Below are 23,141 nucleotides of genomic sequence, written 5' to 3'. Positions count from 1 at the left end.
GAACTTTTGCTTTTGGTGCGCAAACACCGACCAGTGCCCTTTTAAGGATGTGTTGGACTGGATTGCGCATCAAAAAGGTGTCCACCCACTATGCAGAGCCTAGGGTTGTCTTTGCGGCAACCTCCTGGATTTGGGTAAGCTTTGGTTTGATGGCTGAAAGGTCTGTTGCGTGTTGTATGCAATGCCCGGCGCTCAAAACGAAGTTGACCCAAGTTCCTCAATCAAGCGACACCAAAGGCCGTTTTCAGCAATGCGCCCACCGCATAAGCCAGCCCTGCGGCCAACATGCCAATTGCAAATGTTTCTAAGGCACTCATATACCACGTAGCTGTAGACCATAATGATTTGGCAGCGCCGATTGCTAAAAACACAAAGCCAGTCATCACAGCTGCAAGGACGGCACTTGCGGGTAGGCCAAATAGGTAGGGCACAAGTGGAACCGCTCCACAAATAATGAAGGCCATGAATGTGGCGAATGCCGCTCTGGCGGGTGATCGCTGTACAGCTGAAATGCCGTATTCCTCAGTCAACATCACTTCAATCCACATTTCTTGGTTGTTTGTGACCAAATGCACAATTTCGTCTAGCTCAGCCCCTTCAAACCCTTTGGCGGAAAAAATCTGACGCAGTTCTTCTCGCTCCCCTTCAGGGTGGTCCGTGATGTGACGAATTTCGGCTGCACGTACGCGTTTGTAATCGTCGATTTCCGCTTTGGTGCCAGAGTAATTAGACGCGGCCATGGAAAAGCCGTCTGCGAGCAAATTCGCGACACCTAGAATTAAAACGATTGCAGCAGATAATTCCGCGCCGACCACACCAGCGACAATCGCAAAAGTTGTTACGGCCCCGTCGATGCCGCCGTATATCCAATCACGTAAGTAGGAGATTTTTGGACCATTGCTCAATCGTTGGTGAATGGCCTCTTTGGAGTGCTTATGATCAAGTTGACGCATATTGGTTCCAAATTGCTCCTCTAAACTTCTCTTTGTCAGACAATAACATGGCGATTCTTTATAAGAATGTGGTGGAAGGTCGCTTTTAGTATGAAATTGGTCAAGTTTTGCCATTCGTTACTAGTTTGCGCGGCAAAAGTTTGCTAAATCCTTCGGGTTAAATAATCAATTTAGATGTGAAAGCGAGTAGAACAATGAGTAACTGGACACCTGATAGCTGGAGATCGAAAGACATCCGCCAGGTTCCGGCTTATCCAGATAAGGCGGAACTGGCAGCTGTTGAAGAGCGCCTTTCATCATTTCCGCCCCTCGTATTTGCAGGCGAAACGCGCGGATTAAAAGCTCAATTGGCAGATGTAGCCCATGGTAAAGCATTCTTGCTTCAAGGCGGCGATTGCGCAGAGAGCTTTGCAGAGCACCATGCGGACCATATTCGAGACTTCTTCCGTGTCTTTTTGCAAATGGCAGTCGTTCTAACGTCTGGCGGGTCAAAACCTGTTGTAAAAGTCGGGCGTGTCGCTGGTCAATTTGCCAAGCCCCGGTCGGCAGACAATGAAACCATTGATGGTGTAACCCTGCCAAGCTATCGCGGCGACATTATCAACGGCATCGATTTTGATGAAGCTTCACGCGTGCCAGACCCCAACCGCATGACAATGGCTTATCGCCAGTCAGCGGCAACGTTGAATTTAATCCGCGCTTTTGCGTCCGGTGGCTATGCCAACCTAGAACGCACCCATGAATGGACCATGGAGTTCATTAAGGACACCAATTCATACAATCAGTATGACGCGGTAGCGAAGAAGATTGACGACGCAATTGACTTCATGCGTGCGCTCGGCATCAACGCTGAAAACACACAGCAACTGCGTGAAACTAAGTTTTACACCAGCCATGAAGCGCTATTGCTTGGATATGAGCAGGCCTTCACGCGCCGCGACTCAATCACCAACGATTGGTATGCAACTTCTGGCCACATGTTGTGGATCGGCGATCGCACACGCGACGTTGACGAGGCTCACGTAGAATTCTTCTCGGGCATCAAAAACCCGATTGGCTTGAAATGTGGCCCATCGCTTACGAATGACGACTTAAAACGTCTTTTGGACAAGCTTAATCCTGAAAACGAAGCTGGCCGTTTGACATTGATTACGCGTTTTGGCGCAGAAAAAATCAACGATGAACTGCCACGTTTGGTGGAACTGGTAAAAAGCGAAGGCCGCACCGTTGTTTGGTCATGTGACCCCATGCACGGCAATACGGTCAAAGCGTCTACCGGCTATAAAACACGGCCATTTGATTTGGTGCTTTCTGAAGTGAAAAGCTTCTTTGAGGTGCATCGTCAACTCGGCACCTACGCGGGTGGTGTGCATGTGGAAATGACTGGCGCAGACGTTACTGAATGCGTTGGTGGGTCTTCAGCGGTAACAGAAGCGGACCTTGAAAGCCGCTACCACACCCATTGCGACCCACGCTTGAATGCTTCACAAGCACTTGAGTTGGCATTTTTGGTTGCTGAAGAAATGCAAGATCATCAGCGCCCCGTGCGGCCACGCAATTTGGCAGCTATCTAAGCCACAAGAACTCAAATAAAAGAATTTCGCACCGCTCCTCAAAAGGGGGCGGTGTTTTTTGTTGCATTATCAATTTGTTAAGACAGTTTTAGTGCCCCCTTAACCTTAATCAACCATAAATACTCAGGAGTGATTTGATTTACGCAATTGGAGTTGGCCATGCGGCATGTTGGTTTAGGTATTTTGGTAAGTGTTGCGGCAATGGTGAGCGCAAGCACCGCACTTGCAGCAGACTTGGATTATCCAGCAGATATGCGCGGCAGCTACAACAGTTGGGACGAGCCTACCGATCCGCTGATGGAATTTGAAGCTGGTTTGCGCTACCACTATTCGCGTGGTGGAAGCTCTATTTCAACCAGTGGCCTAAACAATTCCGGAATAATCGTCCCTGCGACCAACGGTAGCACCAACGACACCACGCAGTTTGGCGAAGTCTTTCTACGTCTGAACGATTTGGCAACTGATACCTATCTAAACGTATATGGCGGATATTCAGTTCATTTAGATGCTAGCTATGACAATGGCCTAACAAGCGGACAAACAACGCTTGGTAATATGGCTTATGCGGTTGCTGATTTCGGTTATATGCCGGTAAAGCTTGGCAACGATGATGTTGGCGCTACATTTGGTGGCTTTGTGGGCTATCAATATCTAAATGATGCGCCAACAATTGGCGGTGCCGAATACCGTCCGATTAAAGACAATTCATCATTGTCTTGGACGACGGGCACCAGTAGCTTTTTTGTACCAGTTGAACATGCTGATCACACTTTGAACATCAACGCGTTGCGTTTGGGTCTTTCGACTAAGGCTGTGGCGGGAAGCTTTGATGTGACAGCGGAAGTTGCTGCAATTCCTTATGCATCCCTTTCGGGAATCCTGGGTGGGCATAGTTTTGCACCAATCACCAGTGGTGGCTACACAACCTACAAAGCGACCGAGTCAAAATTTGATGGTTCTGGATGGGGTGGTGCAGCTGACGTGATGGTTGGCTACAACGTCACCGATAATGTTGCAGTTCGTGTTGGCGGGCGCGCAACATACCTTCGCGGGCAGGGCAACCTTGTTTACGGCCTTGCGGATGTTACAGCCCCTGTCGACAGTAATTCTGATGGTACTTACGATATTGGCCCAAGTACGGGTGGGACATACTATTTGACGCCAGAGCGGATCGACGCGTTTTCGCTTTGGCGATATGGCGTTCTGGCTGAGCTGAAAGTGCAGTTTTAGTCCGGCACAACGAATTATCTCAAAAAACGCACCTAATATTTGGGTGCGTTTTTTTGTGTCTTTGCACACGCCTTGCTTAACGCCTATTGAATCGCTACATCTACCCCCGATTTTGATCAGTTTTGGACGTTCTTTGTGACCGATAAATTGCGCATTGCGCTTGCTCAGCTCAACCCCACCGTTGGCGCGCTTTCAGTAAATTTTGAAAAAGGTAAGCGAGCACTCGCTGAAGCTATTGATGCGGGCGCGGATATCATTCTTTATCCAGAACTGTTTATCACCGGCTATTTCCCTGAGGATTTGCTGTTTAAGCCAAAATTCGTTGCTGACGCGATGGAAACCGCTTGCGAACTGGCGGAGTTGACCAAAGGCGAGCATATCGCAGCGCTTATTCCATGTGTTTGGCGAGAAAGCGACAAGCTATTCAACGCTGTTCTTTTGGCCAAGGATGGCAAAATCGTTGACTGGCGCGCCAAATACGAACTGCCAAACGACGATGTTTTCTACGAAAAACGCTATTTTGAACAAGGTCCACTTCCCGGGCCCTTCAACATCCATGATGTGCGCATCGGTGTGCCCATTTGTGAAGACATTTGGTGGCCCGAAGTTTGCGAATGTTTGGCCGAAACTGGCGCAGAAATGCTTTTGTGTCCTAATGGTTCGCCTTACTGGCGCAACAAACAAGACGTTCGTGTAAATGAGGTCGTGCAGCGTGTAGTGGAAACTGATCTACCTCTGCTTTATCTCAATCAAGTGGGCGGCCAAGATGAACTGGTGTTTGATGGGGCGTCATTTGGATTGAATGCGGATCGCTCGTTGGCGTTTCAAGCGAAAAGCTTTGAAGAGCAGCTCATCATGAGTGATTGGGCGCGCGAGGACGATCTTTGGGTTTGCGCTGAACCGCAAATCACCAATTTGGTTTCAGAGGATGAAGCACCATGGCGCGCTTGCGTGTTGGGGCTGCGGGACTATATTCAAAAGAACCACTTTAAATCTGTTGTGCTGGGCCTTTCTGGCGGCATCGATAGCGCCATTGTTGCCGCGATGGCGGTGGATGCATTGGGTGCGGACAATGTGCATTGTATCATGTTGCCCTATCGTTACACGTCGGAGGAAAGCCTAAAAGACGCCAAAGACTGCGCACAACGCTTGGGTGTGCGATATGATATTGTATCGATCGGTGATGGGGTGGAAGCTGCAACAAGTGCACTCGCGCCGCTGTTTGCCGGTTTAGAGCCAGGGTTAGCAGAAGAGAACCTACAATCGCGGATGCGTGGCACATACTTGATGGGCGTATCGAACAAGCTTGGCTCCATGCTGATCACCACCGGCAACAAGTCTGAAATGGCGGTTGGTTATGCCACCATTTATGGCGACATGAACGGCGGCTATAACCCAATCAAAGACCTCTATAAAATGCAGGTCTATCATTTGGCAGAATGGCGCAACAACCATATGCCTCAAGACTGCTGGGGGCCGAAAGGTGAGGTGATCCCGCAAGCGATCATTTCCAAAGCGCCAAGTGCTGAACTGCGCGAAGACCAGACGGATCAAGACAGTTTGCCGCCATACCCAATGCTGGATGCTATCTTGCAGCGTTTTGTAGAGGGCGAAGAATCGATGGAAGAGATCATTGCCGAAGGCTTTGATGCAGAAATTGTCGCCAAAGTGCAAAAATTACTCTATATCGCCGAATACAAACGACGCCAATCAGCGCCAGGACCAAAACTAACCGCAAAAGCGTTTGGTTTTGGCCGCAAATATCCAATCACCAACGGTTATCGTGACCAAGGAAACTAAACCAATGACCACAGTTGTGCGCTTTGCGCCTTCGCCTACTGGCTATATTCACCTCGGCAATGCCCGACCTGCTTTGATGAACTGGATGTTTGCGCTTAAAACCGGTGGTCAATTTATCCTGCGTTTTGACGATACGGATTTGGAGCGCTCCAAAAAGGAATATGCGGACGCGATCGAAAAGGATCTCGCATGGCTGGGCATCAAACCAAACCGCTTAGAGCGTCAATCTGAACGTACAACTTTTCACGATGCGGCGCGCGATCAACTGATCGCTGCTGGCCGGCTTTATCCTTGCTATGAAACCGCCGATGAATTGAACCGTCGTCGCGCCCGTGCCCGCGCAATGGGCAAGCCGCCAATTTATGATCGTGCTGCGCTGAATTTGACCGATGAAGACAGAGCCAAGTTAGAAGCTGAGGGGCGCAAGCCACACTGGCGGTTCAAGCTTGAGGGCAAGGAAGTGCATTTTGATGATGTGGTGCGCGGCGATCAAAAAGTAAACACAGACACCATGTCTGACCCGGTGCTTATTCGCGAAGACGGTACTTATCTCTACACATTGCCATCCGTGGTGGATGATATTGAAATGGGTGTGACCCACATCATCCGTGGCGAAGATCACGTGACCAATACAGGCGCACAAATTGAGTTGTTTGAAGCGTTGGGCGCAACAGCACCCACATTTGGACACCACAATTTGCTAACCGACGCAACAGGCGAGGGCTTTTCAAAGCGCAAAGGCTCTCTATCAATCACCAACCTTCGTGAAGAAGGTTATGAATCCCTAGCCGTTGCATTAATTGCAATCCTAACAGGGACAAGCCAACCTGTTGCGCCACATGCCTCACTTGAAGAGCTGGCACAAACATTTGATGTTTCAATAGTGTCACGCAGCTCCGCGCGGTTTGATCCAGCTGAACTTGATACATTCAACGCGCGCATGGTGCATCACTTGAGCTATAATGACGTGAAAGATCGTTTGAATGCGCTCGGCCTAGAAGACGGTGAAGCGCTTTGGAACGCAGTGCATGAGAATTTGGAAAAGTTCGGCGATATTGTGCAATGGAGCGAACTTGTTAAGGGGCCTGTTAAATCAGTGATTGCTGATGAAGATCGTGAATTCATTGATGCGGCGCGCGAGCAATTGCCAGCCGAGCCTTGGGATGAAAACACGTGGGGCGAATGGACCAATCAACTCAAAGCAGAAACCGGGCGTAAAGGTAAAAGCCTGTTTATGCCACTGCGTTTAGCATTGACCGGTCAATCACACGGCCCTGAACTTACGACCCTGCTGCCGCTACTGGGGCGTAAGGCGTGTCAGGACCGACTAGCCTAACCAGTTTTTCACCAATGGTGACCACACGATGGTCGCCATTGGTTTGCTGGGGAATTGCCACACTCGCACTCTCGCCGTCACGATTTGGGCGGGGTCGGGGTAAAGGCACATAGTTTGCAACAGCCACTTTTATTTCTAGCGTTTGGCGTGGATCGCGCCGTGGCAGCGGGAAACTGATGTCGCCAAATGAAATCACCGCCCGTGAAAAATCGTCGCCTTCTGCGGCTTGGATGATCCCATAGACTTCAGTTTGTTTGACGTTGCAGGTCGCATCATATTCACGACGATATTTGAACGCATTTGGACTGTCGGCATACCGTTGGCCATTTAAGTTCACCATGTCGTCAGGCGTGCCCCCACGATTGCTGTAATAATATAGCGAAACCTCGCCAACGCCGGCTTGAGATTCGCACACACCAGCATCCTGATAAAGATAGTCTTTGACGGTTGAAAAACTCACGGGCCAATAGTAGCCATCACAAGTTCTCGCGCAGACGGAACGATAGGTGGTCACAGAGAAATCGTAAAAATCACCGTCGTTGATCCGGTCATCACCGCCGCCGAATAAGCGCTCAAAGAGCGTTTTGCGTTCTGGTTTTGCCTCTGTCCGGCTAACTGAGCCGCTTGAGCGATTGCTACAACCAAATCGCGCATATTGCTGCAACGCAGCTTCGCGGGCCGCGGCCACTTGGCTGCCTTTTTTGACCCGAGCGACGGCATTTGAATAGTCTTTTCTTTCGCGTTGTATCTTGCGGGCGATAGAGCGACACGTGCTATTTAGGCGTCCGCCAGCGTTTAAGACTTTTTGACAGCCACCGCGTACAAATTCACTTTCCCATTTTTTGATTTCGGAAAGCGCCGCGCGTGCTTTTGCATCATTTTCTTGCCCGTCGCGAAAATCCGAGTTGCGTTCATACGAGCGAATCTTACGTTGCAACGAGTTGCAGCTGTCCGCCTGCGCAAATGCGGTTTCGACGCCGCCGAAACTCATAACCAGGGCAATGGTAATTGCTAGAATGCGCTGCACGAATCTACTCACAGTGTTCAAATTGTTGCCGGTAATTCATCAATCTGCCATTTTGAGGGCAATGATTTAATGTACTTGGCACAAGCTTCTCAAAACCGTATTAAATTTAACTCAATTATTCTGCATCGAGAAGAAATTATGAAGCTTGCAACTTTGCGCAATGGCGCCCCTGACGGTCAACTGGCCATCATTTCCCAAGATCTTACCAGATTTACCCAAGCCAGCGCCATCGCGTTAACGCTTCAATCTGCTTTAGATCAGTGGGATCAGGTATTACCGGACTTGCAAGCACTTAGTGATCAACTGAATGCAGGTCACATCGCCGGAAAACCCTTCGATGCTTCAATGGCGATGGCTCCGCTGCCACGGGCCTTTCAATGGATCGATGCCAGCGCCTATATGAGCCACCTTGAGCGCGTGCGTTCTGCAACGGGTTCCAAAGATGCAGAGTTGCAGGATGATCGTCCGATTATGTATCAAGGCGGCTCCGATACACTTCTTGGCGCACATGACGATGTTGTGGTGCCAGCTGATGATTTGGCGGTGGATTTTGAAGCTGAACTCGCCGTTATTCTAGGGCCTGTTGCAATGGGTGCGACCGCCGAAGCGGCTGCCTCTGCTATTCGCCTAATTACCATTTGCAATGATGTTTCGCTTCGCCGCTTGGTGGCTGACGATTTGCAGGGCGGTTTCGGGTTTTTTCACGCAAAACCGTCTTCGAGTTTTGGACCCATTGTCGCAACGCCAGACGAATTCGGTGCGGCTTGGGACGGCAAAAAGCTGTCGGGTAAATTGCAGTCACGCATCAATAGCGTTTTGGTGGGGCAGCCACGAACAGAAGTGGATATGCTGTTTGATTTTCCACGCTTGATTTCAGAAGCAGCTCGCACCCGCAATCTTGGGGCAGGGACCATTCTTGGGTCCGGCACGGTTGCCAACACCCATGATGAGGTGTTGCCGATTGGATCAGATGGCATCGGCTTTTCATGTATTGTTGAAGCCCGCACAGCGGAAAAGCAAAAGAGCGAGAAGGCCGTGACGCCTTTCCTAAGAGAAGGGGACGAAGTGGCTATCCGTTTCGTCGCAGATGATGGCTCAACACCCCTAGGTGAAATCAAACAGATCATCCAAATTAAAGCCTAAGCAATTTTTCTTGCAATTAGTAACAAATGAAACTATTTTATCCATATAGTTACAGATGAAACTAATTTGGAGGCAATTATGAAGATCGAACAAATCCACCACGTCGCTTATCGCTGCAAAGACGCTAAGGAGACCGTTGAGTGGTACACCAAGATGCTCAACATGGATTTTGTTTTGGCCATTGCCGAAGACCATGTGCCCTCAACGCATGAGCCGGACCCCTATATGCACCTGTTTTTGGATGCGGGAAATGGCAACGTTTTGGCCTTTTTTGAATTGCCCACCAAGCCTGAAATGGGCCGCGACGAAAATACACCAATTTGGGTGCAGCACATTGCGTTCAAAGTGAAAGACCGCGAAACACTAATCGAATTCAAAGAGCATCTTGAAGCCAACGGTGTTGACGTGCTGGGGGTAACTGATCATTCGATCTTCCACTCAATTTACTTCTTCGATCCCAATGGTCACCGCGTCGAACTGGCTTGCCCCGATCCAAAAGAAGAAGAGTTGCTTAAGCGTCTGGATGGTGTGAAATGGGAAATGCTTGAAGAATGGTCAAAAACCAAGAAAGCGCCCAAACATGCAGACTGGCTGCACGCGAAAGAGTTGCAAGACGTCTAGCATTTGCCGCAATTGTACGCTTACCTCACAAACATGTGAGCGGCTGTGATCTCGCCGCTCACGATTTGCACTTGGCGCAATCTATTTCAACTGCTTATGCTAAGTGACGTTATTTTGAGGGATAGGGAGTACATAATGAAGTTCAAAATTGTATTGGCCGCAGTTGCAGGTCTTTCGCTTGCTTTTGCTGGCAGCGCAATTGTTGCCGACGAAGACCCAATTGCAGCACGCCAGTCTGCCATGAAATCCATGGGCGCTGCGCTTAAAGCGGGTGATGTTGCTGCAGTGGCCCCATTGGCTGCACAGCTAAAACTGCTGTTCCCTGAAGGCTCAACAAGCGAGAAATCTGAGGCGAGCCCAAAAATTTGGGAAGAGTGGGATGACTTTATCGCCATTCTCGACAAACTCGAGGCAGACGCAACTGCAGGCGCTGCCGTTCCAGTAATTGGCGGAAGCTGCAAAGCTTGTCACGATAACTACCGGGTTAAAAAGGGCTAAGGCTCCTTTTACAGAACGGAACAATTCTGAAACGTCGCCTTTGGCGGCGTTTTTTTGTTTCTGGCTTGATTTTTCTCAACACCCCATGCAAAGTGCGCGCACTATGATGAACCAAAACGCAATCTGCATTATCGGCTGCATTATTATTCGCTAATTTCAAATTGGCGGCGTGGTTCTTTCTTTGACATTTTCAGACAGATTTGACCTCGCTGCCCAACGGGCAAACACGCTTTATGGTTGAGGCAAATGACTGATATCCAACTTTACAACACACTCACGCGGACCAAAGAGAAATTCGTCCCAATCGACGAAACCAACGTGCGCATGTATGTGTGTGGCCCAACGGTCTATGATTATGCCCACATTGGCAACGCGCGGCCTGTCATCGTATTTGATGTGCTTTATCGCCTGTTGCGCCATGTTTATGGCACTGAGCATGTGGTCTATGTGCGCAACATCACCGACGTTGACGATAAGATCAACGCGCGCGCAGTTAAAGAACATCCCGGTATGGAGCTAAACGCCGCCATTCGTGAAGTAACAGAGCGCACCGCAAATCAATACCGCAAAGACATGTTGGCGCTGGGCAATCTGGACCCAACCATCGAACCACGCGCAACAGACAATATTGCTGAAATGATCACTCTGATAGAAGTGTTGATCGAAAAGGGCCATGCCTACATTGCAGGCGGCGAAGTGTTGTTTGACGTCACATCAATGCCCGACTACGGCAAATTGTCCAACCGCAATCTGGATGACATGCAAGCAGGCGCAAGGGTTGAAGTGGAAGCCCACAAAAAGAACCCAGGTGATTTTGTTTTGTGGAAACTTTCGGACGAGAACCAACCCGGATGGGACAGTCCTTGGGGTCGGGGCCGTCCGGGGTGGCATATCGAATGCTCTGCCATGTCTGAGCGCTATATCGGCAAGCATTTTGACATTCACGGCGGTGGCATAGATTTGGTGTTCCCCCACCACGAAAACGAAATTGCCCAATCCCGTTGCGCCCACGGCGAAAGCCATATGGCAAACGTGTGGATGCACAATGGGTTCTTGCAAATCGAAGGCGAGAAGATGTCCAAGAGTTTGGGCAATTTCTACACCATCGCTGACTTGCTCGAAACAGACAAATTCGGCGGACGGGTTTGGCCCGGCGATGTGTTGCGCCTTGCCATGCTGATGACAAACCATCGAGAGCCGATCGATTTCACGAAAAAGCGACTTGAGGAAGCCGAGAAAAACCTCAATCGTTGGCAATCAACAATGCTTAAATTGGGCCTGCACTTTGGAGAAGAAAACCGCGAAGAATATCAAGCGCTTGGTCCGTGCTCTAAATTGTTAGCACATTTGGCAAACGACTTAAACATGTCAGGCGTTTTGGCCGAATTGCACCGCCACGCAGGTGGAGACAAAGAGCATAATGCGAGACGCCTGTTTGGGTCGTTACAACTACTGGGCTTGGTGACATTTGACAGCATGAAGGCCTTTGAAGAAGCGCAGAATGCTGAGCCAACCCACGAAAACGCGGATCAGATTGAAGCCAAGATCACCGCGCGCCTTGAGCATTTGAACGCAAAAGAATGGGGCGAAGCGGACGCCATTCGTGATGAATTGGCCGAAATGGGCGTGAAGCTGAAAGATGGCAAAGACGATGCGGGCAACCGGATCACAAATTGGGAGTTGAATTGATGGCCGAGACAATTCACAGCGGGGGATGCCAATGCGGTGCGGTGCGCTTTCAGGCGCGTGGTGATGATTTCCTGTCTTCCATTTGTCATTGCCGCATGTGCCAAAAGCAAACCGGCGGCTATTTTGGTGCCTTCGCCACATTTAAAGATGACAAAGTGGCGTGGACGCGCGGAGAAGTGAGTTATTTTGTGAGCTCAAGCATTGCCAAACGCGGGTTCTGTAAAGGTTGCGGCACGCCATTGACTTACGAATGGCATGGCGACGGTATTTCGCTCGCCATTGGGGCGTTCGACAATCCAAACCTCGTTGCACCCAATAAACAACTGGACGTCGCCGCACGTATCAAGAGTTTTGATACCCTGCACGAATTGCCTGTTGTCGAAGAGGCTGCAGATTTCAAAGAACAACAAGCAAGCTTAAAAAACCACCAACACCCCGACCACGACACAAACACTTGGCCAGAAGAGTAATTATGACCAAAGAACGCCTCTATCTGTTTGACACGACCTTGCGCGACGGTGCGCAAACCGCTGGCATCGAGTTTTCTGTTGAAGACAAGATTACGATTGCCAAATTGTTAGACGGCATGGGCGTTGACTACATTGAAGGCGGTTACCCCGGTGCCAATGTTGTGGACACCGAGTTCTTTTCCAAAAAACGCACTAAAAATGCAGTTTTCACAGCATTTGGCATGACCAAACGGGCAGGGCGTTCTGTTGGCAATGATCCCGGTTTACAGGGCCTACTGCAGAGCGAAGCGCAGGCCATTTGCTTTGTTGCCAAAGCTTGGGACCGCCAAATCGAATTGGCGATGGGCATCAGCTTGGATGAGAACCTACAGTCAATTGATGGCTCCGTTCGCGCTTCGGCTGAAACCGGGCGCGAAACGATTGTTGATTGTGAGCACTTTTTTGATGGCTACAAATCCAACCCTGAATATGCGTTGAACTGCGCAAAAACCGCCTTTGAAGCAGGCGCGCGCTGGGTTGTATTGTGCGACACAAATGGCGGCACCATGCCCAGCGAGGTTTTCAAGATCGTTGAAGCGGTGCAGAAGGTTGTGCCGGGCAAAAGCCTTGGGATCCACGCCCACAACGACACCGAACAAGCAGTTGCCAACACCTTGTCTGCAGTGCGCGCTGGTGTGCGCCACATTCAAGGCACTTTAAACGGCATCGGCGAGCGCTGTGGCAATGCAAACTTAATCTCCGTCATCCCAACGCTGGCCCTAAAAGAACCATTTGCCTCAACAATTGAAATCGGCGTTTCACCAGATCAACTGGTGGGATTGACCACAGTCTCTCGAGGGTTTGATGAGCTGCTCAACCGAGCGCCTGCGCGCCAAGCGCCATATGTAGGTTCTTCCGCTTTTGCCACAAAAGCGGGTATACATGCCTCCGCCCTGCAAAAAGACCCTTCGTGCTACGAGCATATTGAGCCGGAAACGGTGGGCAACCAACGCAATGTGATGGTGTCGCAGCAAGCGGGAAAATCAAACCTTCTTACGGTCCTTGCACGGTTTGGAATCGAAGTAGAGAAAAACGATCCTCGTTTGGATGGACTGTTGCGGGCCGTCAAGGAACGCGAAGCGCGCGGCTATTCATATGATGGGGCAGATGCTTCGTTCGCCCTTTTGGCACGTAAAACGCTGGGCCAAGTGCCTGAATACTTCCGCGTTGACAGTTTTCGCACCTCTGTTGAACGTCGCTTCAATGCACGTGGTGAGATGGTCACCATGTCAGAGGCGGTGGTAAAACTAGAAGTAGATGGTGAGATTTTGATGTCCGTTGCCGAGGGCAATGGACCCGTCAACGCGCTCGACTTGGCCATGCGCAAAGATTTGGGCAAATACTCCGACCGAATTGACGACCTTGAATTGGTGGACTTTAAGGTGCGTATCTTAAACGGTGGCACGGGCGCGGTAACCCGTGTGCTGGTTGAATCAAGGGATAAATCGGGCGAAAGATGGTTTACAGTAGGTGTTTCTGCAAACATCATTGATGCATCGTTCGAGGCGCTGTATGAGTCTGTTACGTATAAATTGCTAAAGACCGAACCGGATAGAGGGTAGTCCAGTTCAACCTAAGGTCGAGAACGCAAAAAAAATGGGAGGCAACCCTGGCTGAATCGACTTCAAATTCCAATCTGTTTGTTGCGCTTGGCTTTGCCGCGGCAACGGCAGCAGTTGTAACAGGAGTGGTCGCCGCTCCTGCAATCTCATCATGTTCTCAAGGCACTGATCAGCCGTTTTTGAGTTGCGTTGTTGGTAAGATTTTCAACAGAGGTAGCAACGGGTCTCAAGTATCATCTGTAGATGATGCGTTGAAAACCGAAGATGGAGGCAGCGAAAACGGGCCTGCAGCAACCACCGAAACATCACAAACAGCCGCCTTAAACGATCAAGCCTCGCCGCCGGTGGCTCAAAACGACATTGCCGTGGTTGTGCCAGAGTTTACAATCGCGCGCGCCACCGCTGATGGCCTTGTGGTTATCGTGGGCACCGCTGCGGTGGGCGATACAGTGATTGTAAAATCAAATGGACAAATTCTGGGTAAAACCAAGCCCGAACGTACAGGTGAATGGGTGTTTGTGCCCGAAAATCCCCTTGCAACTGGCGGTGTTGAGATCACCGTTGAAGCGCAGGATGCCAAGGGCAATTTTACACCATCTGCAAAGTCAGAAATTGTATTGATCCATGAGGGGCGTGATCAAGAACCAATCGTGGTAGCGTCTGTGCCCGGCGAAGCCTCTTCAATTATTCAAGGACTTGAGCCAAAGGTTGTTGAAGTCGCCGAAGCCATAGTTGAATCAACGCCTGAAGTTGTTGAATCTCCAACTGAGGTTGCAGCGCCAACTGATTCAATTGATTCAGAAAATTCTCCTGAAACAGCTGTTGTTGCCGCAGAGCAACCTTCAACAACACCAACAGAACCTAAAACCGAAGAAACAGCGGTAGAAACAGCTGAAACGCCGGTTGTGGTTGAAGACGCACAAGACACCCTTAGTGAAACGACTGAGGTTGCTGAAGTGGTAACGCAAGCCGTCGCGCCAACTGTTGAAGCCGTGGAGGAGGTTGCTGAAGCAACTACTGATCCAGTGGTTGAAACAGCGCCAGTAGTTGCAACCGAGCAAGCGGTTGATGATGCGGTTCCAGCAACGCAAGAAACAGCTGAGGCTTTAGTTGAAGCGACAGAAACCAATGTTGTGGATGCTGTGTCAGAAGCAGCTGAAGTTCAAACCGAAGTTGCGCAAGCTGAAACAACACCAGTTGAAGTTGAAACAGCCCCAACCGCACAAGAAGTTGCAACAGCAGAAGCCGCACAGGCTGCCGTTGATGCGATTGAACAATTTGTGCAGCCCACAATTGACGCCATTGAGATTGATGGCACGATGAATTTCATCGCTGGTGCTGGGCCTGATGGGGCCACAATGCGGATTTATGTCGACAATCAATATGTTGCGGACGCTGTTGTTGCCGATGGACGATGGTTGGTTGAGGCGCAAAATGTTCTGACCAAACCCACACAACGGGTGCGGGCTGATTTGCTGGTCGCGGATACCTCGCAGGTCTCTGCACGCACTGAAGTGAACTTTGTCGTCGAAAATTTGGCTGAAATTCCTGCCGCGCATGAAACCGCAACGGATACCGTTGCTGTCGCCGAAACAAGCACACCTGCAGCGGAAGAAACAGCGACCGCCGCGCCCGAAGCTACAGCAACTCAAGAGCAGGCTGAGACGGCCAATGCGGACACGCAAACAGCAGTAGAGACTGCAAATACCAATGAAGCTGCGCCTGTGGTGGAAGAGCAAGCGGCAGTGGCACAAGCTGAAACAGCCATCGAAACAGATGCTGCAACCACGCCAACACCTCAAGTGCCTGACCAAACCACTGCATCGGCAGCAGTCGAAACTCCGCCTGTAGAAGCGGCTCAGCAACCAGACCCTGAAGCTGTGGCAAGCCAAACAGTGCCCGATCCGAGCGCGCCAGAACCAGCCATGGACACGGCTGAGACCAGCACCCAACCAGCAACAGATCAAGTGAGTACAATCACAGCTGTTGCTGTGGGCGAGGGCGATGATCAGCGATTTGTGTCAGGCAAGGCCATCATTCGCAAAGGCGACAATCTATGGACCATCGCGCGTCGTGTTTATGGGAGTGGTGTTAAATACACCACCATTTACGAAGCCAATGCCAACTCCATATCAAATCCGCATATGATCTTCCCAGGTCAGGTATTTGAGTTGCCGGACCAAGAATAGGGCTTGAACTTCGGGCGGAACTGCTTTATCGTAATATTACGATGAATGAAATTTCGCCCGAAGACCAACAACTCGCCAAAGCCATGCGCGCCCTGTCACACCCGGCGCGCCTAGCAATTTTGCGCTATTTGTCAGATATAAGCACCCCATGCTGTGGGGATGTCATGACCTGCGTTGAATTGGCTCAATCAACCGTTTCTCAACACCTAAAAGTGTTGCTTGAAGCTGGGCTGATTGAGCGAAGAGGCCAGGGCACCAAAAACTGTTATAGTATATGTACCGAACGTCTAAGTTCTGTTCAGTCCCTCTTTGAGCGCACCGTGGCGCCACTCACGGTTAAGTCAGTTTCCCAAAAATCGGAGTAATCCATGGCTCTAGCGCCAACAGGTCGCACTGTTTCAAAAAAACAAACCGTGAACGCCGACGAAGGCTCTACGTTCACCACAATTAAAAACCTTTGGCCCTATATGTGGCCTTCCGATCGCCCAGACCTGAAAGCCCGCGTGTTGCTGGCTTTATTGTCATTGCTTGCGGCGATGGGGGCAGCAACTTTTGCCCCATATTTTTACAGTCAAGTCATTGATTCCTTGGACATTGGCAATGGTGTCGAACAAGCCAAAATGATGGGGGTAACGCTAGCGGTTGCTTTTGTTGTGGCCTACGGTGTTGGCAATATCGTTGAAAGCCTGTTCATGCAGTTGCGCGATGTGCTGTTCGCTTCTGTTGGACAAAATGCGGTGCGCCAACTTGCCCGTCGTACCTTTGTTCATTTGCACGCCTTGTCTTTGCGCTATCACTTGCAGCGCCGTACCGGTGGCCTTTCACGGGTTATTGAGCGGGGCACAAAGGGCATTGAAACAATCGTTCGTTTCACCATGCTCAACACGGCACCAACACTGGTTCAATTTGTCATCATCTCCACGATTTTCGTCTGGCGTTTCGGATTGCCCTATCTCGGTGTTTTGGTGATCACCGTTGTTGGCTACATCTATTTTACAGTGAAGGCGAGCAATTGGCGCATTGGTATACGTCGCAAAATGAACGACAGCGACACAGATGCAAATTCAAAAGCCATCGACAGTTTGCTGAATTTTGAAACGGTAAAATACTTCGGAAACGAAGAAATGGAAGCCAACCGGTTCGATAAATCAATGGCAGTTTATGAAGGCGCTGCGATCCGCATGTGGACCTCGCTTGGGTTCCTCAATTTTGGCCAAGCGGTGATTTTTTGGCTGGGCATGATTGTCATTTCCATTATGTCCGTGAATAGCGTCCTCGCCGGTCAGATCACTGTCGGTGATTTTGTGCTGATCAATATGTATATGATGCAAATCTACCGCCCACTCAACTTCATTGGTTTCGTCTATCGCGAAATCCGACAGGGGCTGACCGATATTGAAAACATGTTCCAGCTGCTTGATATGGACGCTGAAATCAAAGACAAGCCGAACGCCAAACCGTTGGATATCACCGGTCCCGTTCTTAAGTTTAATGATGTAAAATTTCACTATGATCCAGATCGTGAAATCCTAAAAGGCGTTAGTTTTGAAGTGCCTGCGGGAAAAACCATTGCGGTGGTGGGACCATCTGGTGCCGGTAAATCAACCATTTCTCGACTGATCTATCGCTTCTATGACGCCATTGAAGGCAGTGTAGAAATTGACGGGCAGGACGTGCGCGATGTGACGCAAAAATCACTACGTGCAGCTGTTGGCATGGTGCCGCAAGACACGGTACTGTTCAACGACACGATTGCTTACAATATTCGTTATGGCCGCCCCGAAGCAACTGACGAGGAAGTGCATGAAGCCGCTAAACTTGCGCAGATTGCGGACTTCATTGAAGGCCTCCCCCAGGGCTACGAAACACCAGTCGGTGAACGTGGGCTAAAATTGTCCGGTGGTGAAAAACAACGTGTCGCCATCGCGCGCACCATTTTGAAAAGCCCACCAATTTTGATCTTGGATGAAGCGACGTCTGCGCTTGATACCCAAACTGAACGTGAGATTCAGTCCGCCTTGGACCATGTGTCGCAAAACCGCACGACGCTGGTGATTGCCCACCGCTTGTCCACTGTCATCAACGCCGATGAAATCATTGTGCTGCGGGCAGGGGAAATCGCAGAGCGTGGCAACCACGAAGGCCTGTTGGCCCAAAACGGTCTCTATGCCCAAATGTGGAACCGGCAGCGTGAAGTTGATGAGGCCGGCGAAAAGCTTCGTCTCGCCCGGGAAACGGATACCGAGGGCTTTTTGGGTAAGCACGAAAAACACGAACCTTCGAACTAGTCTCTAGTGAATTACAATGAAGAGTTTCGGGCACGGTTTTTCAAAGCCGTGCCCTTTTTCTTTTGTCCTTGATCGATAAAAAATGGGGCGCGGTATTCCAAAATACCGCGCCCCAAACAAATCATAATAGCGAAACTGCTTATTCTGCAGCCTCAGGGGTTGGTCGCGACACAACGGTCACGCCGTGGCGTTCTTCGGTTACCAAATCACCCGTGATATATGCTTTTGCACTATCAGCGTTTGCTGGGATCTTTGCAGCCGCTGGTTGATCTGTAACCATTGCCTCTTCATCCACCGCTTCAGCGGCTTCAGCTTTCGCTGTTGCTTTTGACCGGCGCCAAGCCGCAAATGCGCGGAACGGGTAGGTGATCATTCCCCAAAGCCAGATGAGTTGGCTCTGCCAAATCGAAGGGGCGACAAGCAGAACAGGGACCATGATCAACGTCAGCAGAGTTGAGAACGTCAGGCCAGAAATAACTGCCGTTGCCAGCTGAATCCACCAAGCACCTGATGGGTCGCCAATCACAATGGATTGCCCAAAGAAGTCTAGGGTGATGCCCAAGGCCATTGGAATCAAACCAAATACTGTTGTGATCGTCGTCAAAAGAACAGGGCGCAACCGCTGTGATGCGGTCATCAAAGACGCACTGATCGGATCCGCTCCTTCGTGTCGGAACCGATTGTAGGTGTCGATCAACACAATAGAGTTGTTCACCACAATCCCAGCAAGCGAAACAATGCCCACGCCCGTCATAATGGCAGAGAACGCCTGTCCGGTGATCAACATGCCTAACAATACACCGGCCACAGACATCACCACTGTCGATAGCGTGATGGCCACTTGGTAGAAGCTGTTGAACTGCGTCAGCAAGATCAGGAACATCAAGAACATCGCAGCGCCACCAGCTTGCATCATAAATGCATTGGTTTCGTTGGTCTGTTCATCCGCTCCGGCATATTCAAATTCAACACCAGCGGGCCAGGTCTGCGCGCTGATCCAAGTTTTCAGCTCTTCAACCTTTTCGGCGGCCATTACCGGGGTGCCATCTTCCTTTTCACCCGATACATTGGCACGAACGCCCATTGTATACCGAGAGTCACGGCGAGAAATGGAAGCCACTTTTGGCACCGCTTCACGCGTGATGAAGTTGGACACAGGAACAAGCCCGGCGTTCGTGATGATTCTTAGTGAATCAAGCGCCTCAAAACTACGCTGCTCTTTTGGCAGACGAACGCGAATATCCAATTCGTCAATCGCATCATCTGGACGATATGTGCCAATTGCAACACCAGAGGTGACCAGCTGCACATATGGGCTCAGGTCACGAACACCAATGCCATAGAGTGCTGCCATTTCGCGGTTCACATTGATCTTCCAATCAATACCGGGCAGGGGACGACCATCTTCAACTTCGATCATATTGCCAAGATCGTTTTCCACGTAATTGCGGATTTTCGCAACGGTTGGTGCCAAGTCATCATAAGACTGGGCAGTCACCCGCATGCTCAGATCTTTGCCTGTTGGAGGGCCTTCTTCAGCTTCCAGCAATTCAACGCCCACACCTTTGATGTCTTTGATGTTTTCGCGAATGTCTGCAAAAATTTCTGTCGCATAACGTCGATCAGAAAAGGGTTCAAACTCCAGTTGCAGGTTGCCAAGTGTATCAGGAGGAGGCGATGAAACAGCACCGGTGCTGCCAAAATTCATCACCACTTCTTTGATGCCTTTAACCTTGAGTACTTCGGTTTCAACCTCGATCAACAAGTCGCGGATTTCAATTGGCGAGTAGTTGCCTCGTCCAGTTACCGCCACTGTGGCATACTCAGGTTCAATTGAAGGAAACGCTTCAACGCCTGTACTGTTTTGACCAAAGTACATGAAAATGCCAACGATCATGCCAACACCAACAACGAGCACCATGATCGGGCGACGAATGATGGCGTTCAAGAAGCGGACATATCCGCCAGTAAATCCTGGTACGGTTTTGGGATCAAAATTGTCACGTCCAGAAAGGGCTTGCGCCGCAAGCATTTCTTTTTCGCTGACTTTCTTGCGTGCCAAAAGGCCACCAAGCACCGGCAAAAACACCATGGCCGTAATCAAAGACGCAATCAGCGTGATGATCACCATGATGGGCAAATAGCTCATGAATTTACCGATAATCCCCGGCCACAATAGCATGGGCAAAAACGCCGCGAGTGTGGTGCCCGTGGAGGAAACAATTGGCCAGAACATGAGTTTTGCAGCGCGAATGAAGGCTTCGCGCCGTTCCATGCCCTCAGAAATCTTTCGGTCGGCATATTCAACAATAACAATGGCACCATCCACCAGCATCCCAACAGTCAACACAAGGCCGAACATGATCATCATGTTCACCGTCATGCCGATGAGTTGTAGGAATAAGAAGGCCATCATGAACGATGTTGGAATCGCAAACCCGATCATAAGGGCAGGGCGGATGCCAAGCATTGCAATGGTCACAATCATCACCAGCGCAACCGCGGTCAAAACAGCTGATTGCAAAGAGCCCAGCATATCTTCAGCCGGTTTCGCTTGGTCAATCATAACGCTGGTTTTAATGGCCGGATTGCGCTCCGAAGCGGTTTCGTCGACCAATTTACGCACGCTATCTGACATATCAATAACGTTGGAGCCCAAACGCTTGAATACACCTAGAATAACAGCTGGTTGCCCATTCACACGTGTGTAGGTATTTGCGTCTTTAAACGTACGCTGAATAGTGGCCACATCACCAAAGGTGACATTTGTGCTGCCATCGGTTTTAAGCGGCAGATTATAAACGTCTGACGCGCTTTCAATAAGGCCCGGGACCTCGATGGCAAATTTGCCTTGCCCAGTGTCCAGCGTGCCAGCAGGCACCACCAAGTTGTTGCGCGCTAGCGCATCAAACAGTTGGTTTGTGGTCAAATTGTAGGATTCGAGTTTGTTCAAATCAACAATAATGTCCAGAACTTCTTCACGGTTGCCGGACATATCAACTGTACGAACAGAAGAAATGCCTTCAAGCTGATCCTGCAATTTACGCGCCGTTTGAGAGAGTGCACGTTCAGGAACATCGCCGTACAGTGCAACAGTAACAGTTGGGAAATCGCTGATCGAGACTTCGTTGACCGTTGGCTCATTTGCATCATCTGGCAATTGAGATTTGGCGCGGTCAACTTTTTCACGCACATCAGAAATGGCCTGATCTTTATCGAAATTGATATCAAATTCCAAGAAGATCGATGCATGACCCGTCGACGAAGTGGAGGTCATGGCCTTCAACCCATCAAGGTTGCGCAATTCCGTTTCCATAGGGCGCGCGAGCAAGCGCTCCGCATCACCAGGCGAAACGCCGGTTTGCGATATTGAAACGTACAAGTAAGGAATATCAATGGCTGGTTGCCCTTCTTTTGGCAACGAAATGTAGGCGGAAATACCCGCCAACAACAGCACGATCATAATCGTAATGACGGATTTTGGCCGCCTTAGTATATTTTCCAGAGCACCAATCATGATGTTTTCTCGTCGCTGATATTGTCAGCAACGACCTTTTGTCCAGCGATTACATATTCCTGCCCAAAAGTGATAATTTCCACATTTCCGGGAAGGCCGGTCACCCAAATACCCTTTGTTGTGTCACGTACGATTTGTATAGCGTGAAACACAACAGTGCCGTCCAACACAGCGCGAACGCCGATTGTACCCTCACTGTCCAAAGTAAGTACTGATTGAGGCACAAGATGTGCCTTAACTGTGCCCAGAACTGCAGTCGCTTCTGCGGTCAGCCCAGCACGAATTGCATAATCATCGTTCGGAATTTTCACTTCCACTGGGAAGGCCCGAGTGGCGGTGTTGGATGTAGGGGACACATAGCTCAATGTGCCCACCACTTCTTGTCCGGTGATGGTTTTTACAGTCACTGGCAATCCAATGGCGGCCGCGTTGATCCGTGCCTCAGGAATATCGCCAGAAAATAGAATTGGGTTCATTTGTACAAGGGTCACACAAGCCGCGCCTGCGCTCAGCATATCGCCGGGCTGGGCGATTGGGTCCTGTACAATACCTGCAACCTCAGAATAGATCACAGTGCGTTCAAGTTCCGCCTGTGCACCATCAACAGCTGCACGGGCAGCTTCAAGCGCCGCTTCAAATTGTCGACCAGAATTTGCTGGTGAAAGGCCTTTTTCTCGAAGTGTCTTGTTGGAGGAATAATCGAGTTCAGCTTTCGCCAATGAGGCTTTGGCTTGTGCCAATTGCGCTTTGCGGGTTCCCTCATCAATTTCGCACAACAGATCGCCAGCCTTAACGTGATCACCTTTGTTCACATGCCGTGTTTTCAAGATACCCGTAGTTTCGGCTCTAATGGACACAGTCGCACTGGCTTTTGTGTTGCCGCGCAATGAAACAGTTAGTGGCAAATCTTGTGCGACAAATGCCTGCGTACGAACTGATTGAAGTGCTTCTGCTTCCGCTTCAGGCTCTTCCGTAGCAACATCAATGTTTTCCTGCGTGGGCTCAGTTGGTGTAACCAGCCCAACCTGCTCCAAGACACCTCTAATTCCGCTATCTTCAGGCAGCTCCAGCACGTCAAGGATAGCGCGTTCGCCATTTCCTGCGCCTTGACCACCTTGAACGAGCGTCCCAGACGCCATCCAAACCCCAATGCCAACGATCAAAAGAAACGCCACGCCATATGACAATAAAAAGCGCATTTAATA

Annotated in this window: 17 protein-coding genes; 13 read left to right on the top strand and 4 right to left on the bottom strand. The window is 50.1% G+C overall.

Annotated elements, in window-relative coordinates:
* Positions 1-221: 221 nt before the first annotated feature.
* The gene (locus O4H47_RS01580) at positions 222-953 is read right to left on the bottom strand and encodes a VIT1/CCC1 transporter family protein (RefSeq protein ID WP_269392177.1); all 732 of its coding nucleotides are present in this window, start codon (positions 951-953) and stop codon (positions 222-224) included.
* A 194-nt stretch (positions 954-1,147) separates the two neighbouring features.
* Between O4H47_RS01580 and O4H47_RS01575 the strand changes: the two genes are divergently transcribed.
* From O4H47_RS01575 to gltX, 4 genes are all read left to right on the top strand, one after another.
* Complete coding sequence (locus O4H47_RS01575; protein WP_269392176.1) at positions 1,148-2,527, top strand: class II 3-deoxy-7-phosphoheptulonate synthase; 1,380 nt, start codon at positions 1,148-1,150, stop codon at positions 2,525-2,527.
* Positions 2,528-2,686: 159 nt separating this feature from the next.
* The gene (locus O4H47_RS01570) at positions 2,687-3,757 is read left to right on the top strand and encodes a hypothetical protein (RefSeq protein WP_269392175.1); all 1,071 of its coding nucleotides are present in this window, start codon (positions 2,687-2,689) and stop codon (positions 3,755-3,757) included.
* Positions 3,758-3,892: 135 nt separating this feature from the next.
* The gene (locus O4H47_RS01565) at positions 3,893-5,557 is read left to right on the top strand and encodes an NAD+ synthase (RefSeq protein ID WP_269392174.1); all 1,665 of its coding nucleotides are present in this window, start codon (positions 3,893-3,895) and stop codon (positions 5,555-5,557) included.
* Between the two features lie 4 nt (positions 5,558-5,561).
* Entirely contained in the window at positions 5,562-6,893 is a 1,332-nt protein-coding gene (gene gltX, locus O4H47_RS01560) for a glutamate--tRNA ligase (RefSeq protein ID WP_269392173.1), read from the top strand.
* On the opposite strand, the gene O4H47_RS01555 is transcribed toward gltX, so the two are convergent.
* The gene (locus O4H47_RS01555; protein ID WP_269392172.1) at positions 6,838-7,920 is read right to left on the bottom strand and encodes a DUF2865 domain-containing protein; all 1,083 of its coding nucleotides are present in this window, start codon (positions 7,918-7,920) and stop codon (positions 6,838-6,840) included. The genes gltX and O4H47_RS01555 overlap by 56 nt on opposite strands.
* Before the next feature lie 138 nt (positions 7,921-8,058).
* Here O4H47_RS01555 and O4H47_RS01550 point away from each other — a divergent pair, with 138 nt between their 5' ends.
* The 9 genes from O4H47_RS01550 (at position 8,059) to O4H47_RS01510 (ending at position 18,419) form a co-directional block, all read left to right on the top strand.
* Complete coding sequence (locus O4H47_RS01550) at positions 8,059-9,063, top strand: fumarylacetoacetate hydrolase family protein (RefSeq protein ID WP_269392171.1); 1,005 nt, start codon at positions 8,059-8,061, stop codon at positions 9,061-9,063.
* A gap of 78 nt (positions 9,064-9,141) precedes the next feature.
* Complete coding sequence (locus O4H47_RS01545) at positions 9,142-9,684, top strand: VOC family protein (RefSeq protein ID WP_269392170.1); 543 nt, start codon at positions 9,142-9,144, stop codon at positions 9,682-9,684.
* 135 nt (positions 9,685-9,819) lie between these two features.
* A complete protein-coding gene (locus tag O4H47_RS01540; RefSeq protein ID WP_269392169.1) occupies positions 9,820-10,182 on the top strand; it encodes a c-type cytochrome in 363 nt (120 codons plus the stop codon).
* 246 nt (positions 10,183-10,428) lie between these two features.
* Positions 10,429-11,871, top strand: a complete 1,443-nt coding sequence (gene cysS, locus O4H47_RS01535; RefSeq protein ID WP_269392168.1) for a cysteine--tRNA ligase — start codon at positions 10,429-10,431, stop codon at positions 11,869-11,871.
* Positions 11,871-12,341 (top strand): GFA family protein, encoded by a 471-nt coding sequence (locus tag O4H47_RS01530; protein WP_269392167.1) that lies wholly within the window; start codon positions 11,871-11,873, stop codon positions 12,339-12,341. The genes cysS and O4H47_RS01530 overlap by 1 nt, the downstream gene beginning before the upstream one ends.
* 2 nt (positions 12,342-12,343) lie before the next feature.
* Entirely contained in the window at positions 12,344-13,942 is a 1,599-nt protein-coding gene (gene cimA, locus O4H47_RS01525; protein ID WP_269392166.1) for a citramalate synthase, read from the top strand.
* A 251-nt stretch (positions 13,943-14,193) separates the two neighbouring features.
* Positions 14,194-16,131, top strand: coding sequence for a LysM peptidoglycan-binding domain-containing protein (locus O4H47_RS01520; protein ID WP_269392165.1), 1,938 nt, complete (start codon positions 14,194-14,196; stop codon positions 16,129-16,131).
* A 41-nt stretch (positions 16,132-16,172) separates the two neighbouring features.
* Positions 16,173-16,496, top strand: a complete 324-nt coding sequence (locus O4H47_RS01515; RefSeq protein ID WP_331283662.1) for a metalloregulator ArsR/SmtB family transcription factor — start codon at positions 16,173-16,175, stop codon at positions 16,494-16,496.
* 3 nt (positions 16,497-16,499) lie between these two features.
* A complete protein-coding gene (locus O4H47_RS01510) occupies positions 16,500-18,419 on the top strand; it encodes an ABCB family ABC transporter ATP-binding protein/permease (RefSeq protein WP_269392164.1) in 1,920 nt (639 codons plus the stop codon).
* Positions 18,420-18,558: 139 nt separating this feature from the next.
* On the opposite strand, the gene O4H47_RS01505 is transcribed toward O4H47_RS01510, so the two are convergent.
* Together O4H47_RS01505 and O4H47_RS01500 are read right to left on the bottom strand one after the other, a co-directional pair.
* Entirely contained in the window at positions 18,559-21,936 is a 3,378-nt protein-coding gene (locus tag O4H47_RS01505) for an efflux RND transporter permease subunit (protein ID WP_269392163.1), read from the bottom strand.
* Positions 21,933-23,135: an efflux RND transporter periplasmic adaptor subunit gene (locus O4H47_RS01500; protein ID WP_269392162.1), complete on the bottom strand. Its 1,203-nt coding sequence runs from the start codon at positions 23,133-23,135 to the stop codon at positions 21,933-21,935. The genes O4H47_RS01505 and O4H47_RS01500 overlap by 4 nt, the downstream gene beginning before the upstream one ends.
* Positions 23,136-23,141 lie beyond the last annotated feature (6 nt).

The sequence above is a fragment of the Maritalea porphyrae genome (assembly GCF_027213965.1).
Lineage (GTDB): Bacteria > Pseudomonadota > Alphaproteobacteria > Rhizobiales > Devosiaceae > Maritalea > Maritalea porphyrae_A.
This window is presented reverse-complemented; position numbering and strand designations above follow the sequence as displayed.